This is a genomic window from Enterovibrio litoreus (genome assembly GCF_045679545.1).
Classification (GTDB): Bacteria; Pseudomonadota; Gammaproteobacteria; order Enterobacterales; family Vibrionaceae; genus Enterovibrio.
Map to the genome: position 1 here is coordinate 1617444 of NZ_CP166194.1, position 12401 is coordinate 1629844.

At 45.3% G+C, this 12401-nt stretch carries 10 protein-coding genes; 4 read left to right on the forward strand and 6 right to left on the reverse strand.

Features of this window, described 5'->3' with window-relative positions; all coding sequences use genetic code 11:
• Positions 1-127 precede the first annotated feature (127 nt).
• From AB8599_RS07125 to AB8599_RS07135, 3 genes are all read right to left on the reverse strand, one after another.
• On the reverse strand, positions 128-595 hold the full coding sequence (locus tag AB8599_RS07125) for a hypothetical protein (RefSeq protein ID WP_407333047.1): 468 nt from the start codon (positions 593-595) through the stop codon (positions 128-130).
• 69 nt (positions 596-664) lie between these two features.
• Positions 665-1357, reverse strand: a complete 693-nt coding sequence (locus tag AB8599_RS07130) for a DUF3334 family protein (RefSeq protein ID WP_407333048.1) — start codon at positions 1355-1357, stop codon at positions 665-667.
• Positions 1358-1430: 73 nt separating this feature from the next.
• On the reverse strand, positions 1431-4721 hold the full coding sequence (locus tag AB8599_RS07135) for an ATP-binding protein (RefSeq protein WP_407333049.1): 3291 nt from the start codon (positions 4719-4721) through the stop codon (positions 1431-1433).
• A gap of 278 nt (positions 4722-4999) precedes the next feature.
• Here AB8599_RS07135 and AB8599_RS07140 point away from each other — a divergent pair, with 278 nt between their 5' ends.
• The 4 genes from AB8599_RS07140 to AB8599_RS07155 all read left to right on the forward strand — a co-directional run bounded on the left by AB8599_RS07140 (position 5000) and on the right by AB8599_RS07155 (position 8715).
• Positions 5000-5344, forward strand: a complete 345-nt coding sequence (locus AB8599_RS07140; protein WP_407333050.1) for a DUF3802 family protein — start codon at positions 5000-5002, stop codon at positions 5342-5344.
• A gap of 120 nt (positions 5345-5464) precedes the next feature.
• Positions 5465-6181, forward strand: a complete 717-nt coding sequence (locus tag AB8599_RS07145) for a tRNA-uridine aminocarboxypropyltransferase (protein WP_407333051.1) — start codon at positions 5465-5467, stop codon at positions 6179-6181.
• Positions 6182-6334: 153 nt separating this feature from the next.
• Entirely contained in the window at positions 6335-7246 is a 912-nt protein-coding gene (nagK, locus tag AB8599_RS07150; protein WP_407333052.1) for an N-acetylglucosamine kinase, read from the forward strand.
• A gap of 191 nt (positions 7247-7437) precedes the next feature.
• Positions 7438-8715: a GGDEF domain-containing protein gene (locus AB8599_RS07155; protein WP_407333053.1), complete on the forward strand. Its 1278-nt coding sequence runs from the start codon at positions 7438-7440 to the stop codon at positions 8713-8715.
• A 62-nt stretch (positions 8716-8777) separates the two neighbouring features.
• Here AB8599_RS07155 and AB8599_RS07160 read toward each other — a convergent pair whose 3' ends face one another.
• The 3 genes from AB8599_RS07160 to AB8599_RS07170 form a co-directional block, all read right to left on the reverse strand.
• A complete protein-coding gene (locus tag AB8599_RS07160) occupies positions 8778-9869 on the reverse strand; it encodes a ketoacyl-ACP synthase III (RefSeq protein ID WP_407333054.1) in 1092 nt (363 codons plus the stop codon).
• Positions 9870-10062: 193 nt separating this feature from the next.
• Positions 10063-11433, reverse strand: a complete 1371-nt coding sequence (locus tag AB8599_RS07165; protein WP_407333055.1) for an SLC13 family permease — start codon at positions 11431-11433, stop codon at positions 10063-10065.
• 202 nt (positions 11434-11635) lie between these two features.
• Positions 11636-12298: a vancomycin high temperature exclusion protein gene (locus AB8599_RS07170; protein ID WP_407333056.1), complete on the reverse strand. Its 663-nt coding sequence runs from the start codon at positions 12296-12298 to the stop codon at positions 11636-11638.
• Between the last annotated feature and the right edge of the window lie 103 nt (positions 12299-12401).

Here is a 12401-nt window from a genome sequence, read left to right on the forward strand (position 1 = left end):
AGAAACAGAATAAGTTTCAAAGCGAAAGAAAAGTAAAAGAGTCGGCTAAAGTGCCGACTCTTTGTGTTTGTATCGTCAGTAATCCCACCCCAAGCAACCTGATCCTGAGGCTGTTCAGATCACTGACTTAACGAAATGAACGGTGAGATTGATAGAGGTTGAGGCCGTTTTGCCCTTGCATGAAAGCGACATGAAGCTCAACAAGAAGCTCACTTTCCTTTACCCAAGCACTGTCTTGCTGCTGTTGGCAGAACTCCATCATCGCCACTATCAGCGTATCGAGTTTCTTCAAGCTCCAGCGTTTGACTTCCTTTTCTACCTCAGCATGTGAGGCCATACCTTGAAGTTTTGCATAGCAAAACTGCAGATAATTGTAGGCTTCGTCTATACGTCCTTCACTTTCATAGTGACGTTGTAACTTAATGCAGCCATCGACAAAATAGGCGATAGCATCGCTTTGCGCTTGATCGATAGGTGGTGCAAAAAGGCTTGCAGGCGAATTGGCGATGAGGTTTTCAAGCCCTTTGATACCGTTACTCATACCATCGCTATACCAAGCTTGAATCTGTTCAAACCAAATATTTTCGGCGTCCATGTCCTTGCTCCTTGGCCCGTTATGGAGCGGGCGGCAATTCTCGCCGCCATCAAATGACTCGGGTAATCATCAAATGCCGAGATCGTCCATCAGAGAATTTGTTTCTTGTTGGGGACTTTTCGAGGATTTCTTTTTGGATTCTTTGCTTTCGAGCTGCTTAGCGATTTCCGTTTCAAGGATATCATCAGGACTAAGCTCTTCTGCTTCTTCAAATTCTTCCAGCTGAATGAACTCTGTTCTTTCCATAGATAGCTCGAGATAGAAAATATTATTTTCTTCTGTGCTGAAGCTTACTCTGCGCGCCTGAGGGCGATCGATGTTGCTATCAACAGTGACATTGATGTTTTTGTTAATAGCCATCATTTTTGGTTGGTTTTGGGTGATGTTGGTTTGAAGTGAACGTTTCACTTTCCCCGTAAAATCACCCACGATTTGGTTCATTAGCTCGCCAAGTACATCTGCCACTTCATCAGATGTGTGGAGGGTGGCTAGCTCTTCCTCTGGAATACCCATGTGAGACATGTACTTCTTGTAGAGTTCAAGCGCTGCTTTTGCGTCAAAATTGATCACAACAAGGCCAGAAAAGCCGCCGTCAAACAATACAAAGCACCCAAAATCTGGTTTCAGGCTGGTTTTTGTGATTTTCTGCACCATTGCAGAGTAGTGAACCGGTGAATCCGTGGCTTTAGAGAGCACGGCAGTAACGGACTGACAGAGTTTAAGTAGAATATCTTCCGTCGTGACAATTTTTGTTTTTCTCATAAAAGACTCTCTCGTACGTTTTGTGGAATTATCTCGTCAAGTGTGGCACCAAATTGGTAAAAGTGCCGAATTCTCAAGCGTCAGGTGTACTGATATTTTCATGTTTGAGTTCATCTGCTAGTTCGTTGCGTTTAGATTCAACGGCAGAGATGGTTCCATCGAGTTGCTCACCTAAGGCCGAAATCAACGATTTTATTTCTTCACTTTTTGCTTCTGCTCTTTGTTCCAGAGAAACGCACAAGTCAGACAGATGAAAAGCGCCAATGCTCCGTGATGACGTTTTAAGTTTGTGCGCACTGGCTTTTATCTGATCAAAATCGTAAGGGGCTTGTGTCTTCGCCAAGTCACTCAACTCGGGCACACAGTGTTTTACGAATTCATCGAGAACATCTGCGTATGTCTCTTTGTCTCCCCAAAATAATTTTTGGAGCACGCTGGGTTCCAGTTCAATCCGCTGTAGTGGCGTATCTTTTATCTCGTTGTTGGCGTGAACGATTTGTGGTCTTGTGGTCTCTGATATCAAAGGATCAGAGACACTAAATACAGTGGGGCTTGGCAGTGTTATGTCTTCAAATGGTCGGCTTTTGCTGCACCATTTTCTCAGTACCTTTTGTATAACATCAATTTCTACTGGTTTAGCAATAAAATCATTCATACCCGTGTCGATGCATCGCTCAGCTTCGCCAACAAGTGCATTTGCTGTTAACGCAATGATGGGGACAAACTCATTGCGTTCTTTTTGGATGGCACGAATAGCATGAGTGAGCTCGTATCCATCCATATTTGGCATGTGGCAGTCGGTCAATACCAAAGTAAATGGCTGCTTGCGATAGGCGCGCAACGCTTCTAACCCATCAGCGGTCATGACGACTTTGTAACCGAGGTAGGTCAGCTGTTTATTGATCACGGTTTGGTTGGTGACATTGTCTTCTGCGACCAAAATAGTACCGTGCTCTTGGTCAGTGCGCTCAATGAATGCTTCCCTAGCGCGGGTATCAAGTGCGGGGTAATCAGGGCTTTCAAGTCCTACACAGATACGCAAGCCACTCAGTAACATTGACAATTTGAGTGGTGAGGCATAGATAGCAAACACATCAATGCCGCCATAGCGATGAACGGGAAGCTTCATATCGAGTTCGAGGTAACGAATGTCAATGTTCGACGGCAAAACCGGCGGCATTAACTGCTTGGTTTGCAAATAATCGCGGCATATCAACACGTACCTTACATCATCGCGCTCAAATTTCATCTGATGCAGTAGGTCGACTGATGTGCTGTGGCAGGAAATGTTTAACTGCTGCAAATAGTTATCGATACTGGTTTTTAGTGCACCATTTTCAAGTGTGTTGACGCAGATGATGCCGCTGAGGGTTTCAGCTGATTTACGCAGAAGGTCAATGTTGCAACTGACGGGGGTATTGATATTGTCGGCTAAAGAGAGTGCAAAGCTAACAGTAAATGTTGAACCTATGCCTTCTTCACTTTCTGCGACAATACGCCCGCCCATAAGCGACACGATATTTTGACTGATAGCGAGCCCTAGCCCTGAACCACCGTAGCGACGAGTTGTTGAATACTCAGCTTGTGTAAATGGTTTAAAAATAGCTTTGAGTTTGTCTTGGCTGATGCCAATGCCATTGTCTCGAATTTCGATGGATATGGATGAGCAGTTTTTTTCGTCTTGCTGATTTTTTATCCAAACCTGCACTTCACCTCGATGCGGTTGACCACCTGAGAATTTGATTCCGTTACCGATCAGGTTAAACAGTATTTGCCTTATGCGGGTAGGGTCACCACTCAGAGACGTTGGGACGGACGGGGAGACATACAGTGTTAAAGAAACGTTTTTCTCCGCAGCTTCTGTCGCTAAATTGTCCATAACTTGTTCTGCGATGTTTCGCAGTGACAGGGGAACTTCATCAATTCGCATTTTTCCCGCCTCGATACGAGAAAAGTCGAGAATATCGTTAATAATTGAAAGCAGTGAGAGGGCAGAATCACGCACTGTCGTTGCCACCCCCATTTGCGTCGCGTCCAATTTTGAACGACGAAGAATATCAATCATCCCGATAACGCCATTCATCGGTGTTCGTATCTCGTGGCTCATTGCAGCAAGAAATTGTGCTTTGGTTTTTGATGCTGACTCCGCCAATTCCTTTTGATAGAGCAGTTGTTCTCTGGCCTGATTCCGCGAAATGATGTGATCACGAAACGAACTGAGGGCGTGAGATATCTGGCCGACTTCGTCAGGTCTATCTTTGTAGAGAATCGGAATTTCGGTATTACCATCAGCCAGATTGCGCATGGTATCTGCCAACCTTGCGATGGGCTGCGTCACCTTTTTGTAGATGTAAACCGTCAATGCAATACTGACCAAGGACATGATTGCAAAGAGGCCAAAAAATGATATCTGATTGTTTTTTAGAACTTTATGTAGATTTGCCATAGAGTTGGCTGCACTAAAACTGGTCTCGCGTGAGAACTCAGTGAGAGATGTTTCAAGCGTTTTGTATTCGTTATTGTTGATGGTCTTAAGGGCATCTATCGCGTCATCTTTCTTCAGTGGGTCATACTCGTTGAAAATTCGTGTTGTTCGTGCAATGAGATCCTTGGTGAGCCTTTCAATATTATCGAGTTGAGATGCTGTTTGCTCACTTACCGATGCCTCTCTTAATTGGCTGAGATAGCGAGCAAAGAGACCCGCATTTTCGTTGAACTGTTCAACTTGGCTAACGTCACCGTTTAGGTAGAAGAACAAAGAAGAGATCATGTCTTCAATATCTTCACTCATTAGCCAAATAGTCCGACGACTTTCAATGCTTGTCGGTATTTCTTGACTGTCATCTATGGTCAGCAGCGCCGCAATCGCTCGATTAAGCTCAGGTGCGAGTGCCGTTTTCATTAACCGCTTCTCTTTTGTGGCCCACTTTTCTCTTTGTGGATCGTATTGACGGATTACTTCGTTATCAATTTTCGTTTCGAAAGCGTCGTAGTTGGTTTTAATTTGTTGAAGTTTACTGGTGTTAGCACCGTGAATTTTTTTCAATTCATTCAAGGAGACTTCAAATTTATTTTTGTTTTTGAAGTAGGTGTCGAGCGAGTCGACCTCACCCAGGGCATAGTTGAGCATGTTACGATTCATTTCACCGACAAAACGAAGCATGGAAACCGAGAGCAGAGCACTGGGGATCTCTAATTGGCTGGTGTTTGTTGTATCGGTGCTGGCACTGTCATGCATTACATAGGTAGAAACTGAGAGCAACATGGCGCAAAGCGTCATCATTGCCATGATGAAACCAACTTTTCCTACGATACTTTTTGAAAAAGGGAATTGATTCGCACGCTGGATTTGGTTCTCTGACATCATAAATCCTTGATGAATAGCACATTCTTGTCCATTAAGTGCAAGCCTAGGTTTATTGGTTCATGGCTTGGCTTTTTCTGAGCTAGTAGTGTTAACCAATTTCGATGAAAAGACGCGTCGCAATGAGGTAATGCGCCAATGAACTTATAATGTAGTAATGCCCGACTATGCCGTGAGCACTATGACTCAAATAAGTGACATATGGCTAATAATTTGGTTTCAATTTTCATGACAGGGCAATAAACTTGGTCGAATGAAGTCTTGCTTTGGAGTTAGTAATGGTTGTTGAGTCAGATGGCTATGCCGCATTAATTGAATATTTCGTTGAAAACTTAGCCACCTTTTTAGAGCCCGGCGATAGAGTTGGCTCTGAAACAATCGATGATCTCGTGCATGAACTTGTCGTTAGCCAAATCATGGCGGTTTGTGATCAAAACCAAGACATGCCTCAAACGCTGCGTTTTGCTGTTATGAGCGAAGCCGATAAAGTGGTTGCAGACTTAGAAGAGATTTTAAGTTCTGTTTGGAATCAAAAACCTACCTTCGCTCAAATTAATGTGATTGAAGAGTATATTGGTCTGGTTAAAAACTTGTTTGATGCCGCCGTTTCTGAGTGTGTTTGAACCTTTCTGTCATGATATCCAGCACTAAGCGGATTGTGTTTAGTCTCTTAGTGCTAACAAGTGGTTGCACTGCTTTCTTCTCCGATTAAAATGCGCCTTTATTCTTTTAGGGCGCACCCCATGAAACCTCACGCCATTCACACACTCTACGATCAGAGGCTTGCACAATCGACAAAGCCATTTCGTGCGCGAGGGGCCAGTGTTGTTCGTTGTATTCACTGTATGGTCGTTAAAAGACTGTGCATCTGTGAAGAAAGACAAACCTTGCAGACAAACTCAGGGTTTCTCCTTGTCATGTATGATGATGAGGTGCTTAAGCCAAGCAATACTGGGCGTTTGATCGCAGATATCGTTGAAGATACCTATGCGTATATTTGGTCCAGAAAGAGCCCCAATGAAGAGATGGTCGCGTTGGTTAATGACCCCATGTGGCAACCATTTGTGGTGTTCCCTGCACAGTATGCCAGTGAAGGTCGTGTTGTGACTCGGCCTGTGATAGAAAAAGGCAAACGTCCGCTATTTATCATGATTGACGGCACTTGGCAGGAAGCGAAAAAGATATTCCGCAAAAGTCCTTGGCTAGACGATGTGCCGGTTTTAAGTATTCAAGTTGATACGCAATCGCGATATCAGATGAGAGAAGCGAACGGTGAAGGCCAGCTTGCGACAGCAGAAGTTGCGGCACAAGTGCTTGCACTTGCAGGAGATATCAAAGCGTCCCATTGTTTGGATGCCTGGTTTGATGTGTTCCGAGAGCACTATTTGACAGGAAAGAAACAGCGTAACCTGCCAGATCCCAGAGCGCTTGATAAATATAGAGAAGTTCGTGTCCTCTGATTTGGCAAGGGTTTGCGATTCACTTCGCATAGTTGTAGCGCGGAAAAGGTGATACGAAGGGTTACTTTGTCTTTAGTCACATTAAGAAACGTTTGAAACAGGGATAATTCAAACAGATTAACGATTTTGCTATTAGGAACAACGGAGTAAAGGATGTATTACGGCTTTGATGTAGGCGGCACAAAAATTGAGTTCGGCGCATTTGATAGTGATTTGAAACGCCAAGCAACAGAGCGCGTGCCAACCCCAGGTGATAATTATGAGTTGCTGGTTGAGACACTCGCAGGCTTAGTGGCGAAGTATGACCAACAATTTGGCTGTGAAGGCACAGTAGGGCTTGGCATTCCCGGTATTGAAAAAGCCGAAGATGGCACAGTACTAACGGTGAATGTGCCAGCGGCGAAGGGCCGAACACTACGTGCTGATCTTGAAGCGAAAATTGGTCGTGCTGTCGCGCTCAACAATGATGCAAACTGTTTTGCGCTTTCAGAGGCGTGGGATGAAGAACTTCAAGGTGAAAAGGTTGTTCTTGGCTTGATTCTAGGAACGGGATTTGGCGGCGGGATCGTTTTGGATGGCAAAGTCGTTTCTGGGAAGAACAATGTTGCGGGTGAACTTGGCCACATGCGGATGCCCATTGATGCTTGGTTGCACCTAGGCAAGAATGCACCGATCTTTGAATGTGGTTGCGAGAAGAAAGGCTGTATCGATAATTACCTCTCAGGACGCGGATTTGAAATGCTATACACGCATTTTCATGACGTAGAGAAAAAAGCGGTCGATATTATTGCGGATTTTAAAGCAGGCGAAGTGCGTGATGTCGAATTCGTCGACATTTACATGGAAATGCTAGCTATGGTTTTTGCGGGTTTGTTTACCGGCATTGACCCAGATGTAGTGGTGCTAGGTGGTGGGCTATCGAATTTCGATACCATTTATGAAGAAATGCCTAAGCGTCTTCCTAAGCACCTACTTTCTATTGCCAACCCGCCAAAAATCATGAAAGCCAAACACGGTGACTCTGGCGGCGTGCGTGGCGCTGCATTTTTGAATATCCAACGCTAGGAAGGACGGCGTTTGGGGCGAATGGGCACCTGATTGGTCGGTGCCTTTTTTGATACAAAATAATGGAACGAATATTTGGCGTAATGGCAGGAATACTTCCCTAAGTTATCTGAGTTGTATCAATAGGAATTGGATAAGTTGATCAGGTGATTTTAAAACAGAACACTTCACGAACCCTTCTAGTACTCCTTGTGCTTCTATTCTTGTCTCTCGCCATCATTGTTTGGTTTTACGCTGGTGGTGCGCGCTCTACATACACGGTATCTCCAACAGAGTTCAACTTTAGATATATTGATGACACCCCGATGGGGGGAGATACTCAAGGCACGGTCACGCTCGATGAGAATGGGCATGTTGTTCTTAGCTGCAATTTGGGTTCAGGATACAAATGGCCTTTTTGTGAAGTGGCGGTCAGCTTAAGTGCGGATGCAGCGAAAGGCATTGATTTAACGCATTACCATTCGATGGTGATTAGCGCAGCTTACAAATCGCCAGAGCCAAATCAGCGCTTGCGTGTCTACTTGAGAAACTTCAATCCTGATTATTCTCGCATTGATGACCCCGTATCGCTCAAGTTTAATGGGCTTGAATACAATCCTAGTGTGTTGATGTCGGAATATGTGCTTCCACTAAAAGCATTTCAGGTGCTTTCTTGGTGGATTTCAGATCTTGATGTCCCCCTTGAACATGCAGGTCCTGAGCTGGATAACATCTCTTTGATAGAGATAGCAACAGGCAGTGCTGCTGTGTTAGGTGAGCATGAACTCGTTATAAAAAGCATCCGTTTTGACGGGGCGATGCTTTCCGAGTCCAAGCTTTTTCAAGGGATCACGTTTACTTGGCTATTTACGATCATGGTGCTTTTAACGGTTAAATACATGCAGAGTAGACGTATTTATAACCTAGAGCGGTCACGCGCGGATCGCTTAAGGGCGATCAATGTGGCCTTGAAGCAAAAAAGTGAAACCTTGTCCGTGCTTGCGACTACCGATGCACTTACTGGCTTACGGAATCGTTTAAACATCTATCAAGAACTCGAGATGCACATTACATCGAGGGAAGACAGAAGTTGCACGGTGTTGTGTTTGGACATCGACCATTTCAAACGTGTAAATGATACCTATGGTCATGACATGGGCGATAAATTGTTGGTAAACGCAGCGAAAATTATAAGGGAGCAGGCGAATTCTCGCGATGTGGTCGTGCGTTGGGGCGGCGAGGAGTTTATGATTTTTTGTCCCAAGCGAAACTTGGCTCAAGCCTCTTTCTTGGCTGAGAAAATTCGCGCGGCTTTTGAGTGCTCATCATGGGCTCATGGTGAACCCTTAACGTGCAGTATTGGCGTGTCTTCTATGCGAGAGGCCAGTATCGCTGCAATGATCGCGGACGCTGATGATGCATTGTACCGAGCTAAACAACAGGGCAGGAATCGCGTAGAAGTGTTTTCGGAAACACTGATAACTGTCTAACAAAAAAGCAGCGATGATAAGCTGCTTTTTTATTTCATTCTTATTTCTATGTGGTGCGCTGCTTACTGCTGTGTTTTTTCAGCGTTTGCTTTGCAGTGTTTAACCGCATTTTCTAGCAAGCCAAGAGCTGATGTTTCTGGCTCAGGAAGTACGGCATCCGACACCTTGATTGGCGAAGTGCGATCACCCCAACGTATCACACCTGCACCCCAAGTCAGACCTGCTCCAAATGCCGCCATTAATAGGGTGCTGTTTGGTTTGACTCGGCCTTCTTCAACCGCTTCACACAATGCGATAGGGATGGTCGCAGCCGACGTGTTGCCATACTTGTGAATATTAATAAACGCTTTGTCCAACGGGATTTTTGCGTGATCACAAAGCGCCTCGATAATGCGCTTATTGGCCTGATGAGGGATCACCAAATCAATATCATTGGCTGTCGCATTGGCGCGCCCAAGAACGGCACTGGCAGCAGCCCCCATCCCTTTTACGGCACGTCTGAAAATTTCACGGCCAACAAAGTTAAAACTGAAATATCCGCTGTCTTCTTCAAAGCGCTGCATTGCGGTGCCAAATGCAGGAATGGCGAGAACGTCTCTGCCTTCGGCATCACAGCCAAGCTGCGCTTCGAGTAAACCGACTTCTTTATCGGTTTTACTGATAACAACGGCGCCTGCGCCATCCCCAAACAGAACAGCAGTGTCGCGTTTGCTCCAATCGAGATACCAGCTTAAACGCTCAGCACCAATGATGACAGCATGTTGGTATGCACCCGCTTGAATCATTCGCGTCGCGGTTTCTAATGCATACAAAAAGCCAGTGCAAGCTGCATTGAGATCGAATGCGGCAGCTTTCTTTGCACCGATTTCAAGCTGAACCTTAGAGGCAATGTTGGGAATAAGTGTGTCGGGAGAGCAAGTGGCGACGATGATCAAATCAACGTCCGCGCCTTCAATACCTGCAGATGCTAAAGCATGTTTAGCGGCAACCGTTGCCATATCGGACGTATTCACATGGCTGATACGCCTTGCGCTGATACCCGTGCGAGAGGAGATCCATTCGTCTGAAGTGTCAATGATGGTGCTTATATCGTTGTTGGTGAGTTCTGCCTGAGGTAAGCATTTTCCCCAGCCAGTAATTTCGGCAAATGGCATGAGAGTCTCTTGTTGTGTGTTAACTGATGCCAGTGTACCGCTGTTATATGGCTGAAACAAATAGCGCACTCTGCGCTGTGAACAAGAGCGGCATTCCGACTTTGACACAAAAAGTGGCCCGAAGGCCACTATGCAGTAGATAAGTAATAAACAGGTAATGGGTAGGTTGCTGACCGTTTAGAACGAGCCTTTGTTACCAGAACAGCCAAGCAAAAATAGAGAGTACGATAATGGCAACGACGTTCAGGTAAATACCAGCGCGCATCATCTCTGATTGCTTGATGTGACCTGATGCAAAAACAATGGCATTTGGTGGCGTTGCAACAGGTAGCATGAATGCGCAAGAAGCTGCTACTGCAATCAATGCTGACAGAATCACTGGCGATACGCCTAGTGCTTCAGCAACTGTCGCGAATACGGGTACCAGAAGAGCCGCACTTGCTGTGTTACTTGCAAACTCAGTCAGGAATACGACAAATGCCACCACTGCCAACAGCGTAAAGAATATGCCTGCCGATGAAAGGAAACCACTCAATCCCTCCGCCAAGAACACACTGGTTCCTGTCACTTTTAGGATGTTGCTTAAACATAAGCCACCACCGAATAGAAGCAATACACCCCAATCCGTTGTTTTCTCGATATCTTTCCAATTGACGACACGTGATGCACCTAAAAGGATGATGGCAGAAATCGCGACCAATGAGTCAAAACTTTTCAGACCACCGAGCATTTGATTGATGGGTTTACTGAAAATCCAGCAAAACACAGTCACTGCAAAAATAACCAGTGTTAGACGACGCGCATTGGTCCACTCAATGGGTTTGTGATCCAATTCGAAGGTGTGGTTCAAGTTTGGTTTAGTGAGCATATAAAGCAAACCGATAGTGATCGGCAACAAGGTCAGAGAGATAGGCACACCAAGCTTCATCCACTCAACAAAGTTTAAGTTAACTTCTGCAGCAGCAATGGCATTTGGCGGGCTACCAACAATGGTCGCGATGCCACCAATACTGGCACAATATGCAATGCCCAGCAGCACGAACACGTAGGTTCCACGCTCAGATTTTGCGTTCACTTTGCTCAGTACGCCAAGTACCAGAGGCAGCATCATTGCCGTCGTTGCTGTGTTAGAAATCCACATTGATAGACCAGCGGTGACGCCAAATAGCATCATCACCGCCACGCTCATCTTTCCTTTAGCGAGTACGAGTACTTTATCAGCAATAGCCTGATCTAGTTTTTGGGTGTGAAGCGCGGCTGCAAGGGCAAAACCACCCAGAAACAGGAAAATAATGGGGTTTGAAAAGTTTGCCAAAGCGGCAGGGGTGTTAAATACGCCCAAAACAACCGCAAGCACAGGCACGAGTAGAGCGGTGATACTCACATGCAGTGCTTCTGTGAGCCAAAGTACGGCGATGAAAACGAGCAGGCTTAATCCGATAACAACATCCTTTTCATAAGGCAGGACGTTCATCAGAATGGCAAAAAGTGCAATGTTGGCTAAAAGAATCAGGCTATTTTTGTTAAACAGCCAATCTTTGAAAGCAAGGGTTAATGCTGTCATATCGACTTCCTCTAAGAATATGTAGGGTAGTTGTTATTGTTTGAATTGAATTCGACTGCATTATTGCCCAACAAAATGATTTCGTAGAGAGCGCCAAACCACATCATTAACAAGATGTTGCTTGAATGTTTAAAACTGCGAAGGCATGAATTTGAAATGGGTAGGTTTCCACCCACTTAATGGCGAGGATTGTGACAATATGTTACTCGGGGCTAGAAAGTGTTTCTGTGGGAATGGTTTCCTTAGGGCCGAGAAACTTAGGTTGCTCGTTCAAAATGTAGATATCCAGTACGGCTTTCACACGAGCCAGTATTTCACGTGCGCGTATTTTCAAACCAGCCAACCCTTTTGGACTAGGTACGGCCAGACAAATAGCATCTATTTCGTAAAAATCGGCGATGAATAATGCGCGCTCGCAGTGAAAAGCCTGTGTCACGAGCGTGAACTCGTCGGCATCAAAGACTTTCTTGGCGCGAACGATCGAATCAAGCGTTCTGAATCCCGCGTAGTCAAGAAAGATGCGATCATCGGGAATACCAGCTTTCAGCATGTCCCTTTTCATCGTCCAGGGCTCGTTATATGAGCGATGCGCATTGTCACCACTCAGTAATAGCACATCAACTTTATCATTGAGATATAGGCGTTGAGCCGCTTCTATCCGATAGGTATAGAATGGGTTTAGTGTCTTTCCGATGTACTTACTTGTGCCCAATACCAGCCCAATGTGGCGAGAAGGCGTGTCGTCGATAGATGCGTAAATGCGGTCTTTTGCTTGATAAGAGACCCAGAGATCCATCGCCGCAATACTGAGAAGCGAAATAATGAGAAGAATGAAGACAGCAATCGACGCTTTTCGAAATGACATCACAATCAGAAAGGCACAAAATCAGTGAGGAACCAGAAGGTTAAACCAAATAAAGCAAAATAACAAAAAGAACCGCCGTATCTCGACGGAAAACGGCGGTTCT

What these genes read in the sequence shown, in the direction of transcription:
- AB8599_RS07135 (WP_407333049.1), bottom strand. Translation starts at nt 4,721, where the DNA reads ATGTCAGAGAACCAAATCCAGCGTGCGAATCAATTCCCTTTTTCAAAA.
- nagK (WP_407333052.1), top strand. Translation starts at nt 6,335, where the DNA reads ATGTATTACGGCTTTGATGTAGGCGGCACAAAAATTGAGTTCGGCGCA.
- AB8599_RS07160 (WP_407333054.1), bottom strand. Translation starts at nt 9,869, where the DNA reads ATGCCATTTGCCGAAATTACTGGCTGGGGAAAATGCTTACCTCAGGCA.
- AB8599_RS07125 (WP_407333047.1), bottom strand. Translation starts at nt 595, where the DNA reads ATGGACGCCGAAAATATTTGGTTTGAACAGATTCAAGCTTGGTATAGC.
- AB8599_RS07130 (WP_407333048.1), bottom strand. Translation starts at nt 1,357, where the DNA reads ATGAGAAAAACAAAAATTGTCACGACGGAAGATATTCTACTTAAACTC.
- AB8599_RS07170 (WP_407333056.1), bottom strand. Translation starts at nt 12,298, where the DNA reads ATGTCATTTCGAAAAGCGTCGATTGCTGTCTTCATTCTTCTCATTATT.
- AB8599_RS07145 (WP_407333051.1), top strand. Translation starts at nt 5,465, where the DNA reads ATGAAACCTCACGCCATTCACACACTCTACGATCAGAGGCTTGCACAA.
- AB8599_RS07140 (WP_407333050.1), top strand. Translation starts at nt 5,000, where the DNA reads ATGGTTGTTGAGTCAGATGGCTATGCCGCATTAATTGAATATTTCGTT.
- AB8599_RS07165 (WP_407333055.1), bottom strand. Translation starts at nt 11,433, where the DNA reads ATGACAGCATTAACCCTTGCTTTCAAAGATTGGCTGTTTAACAAAAAT.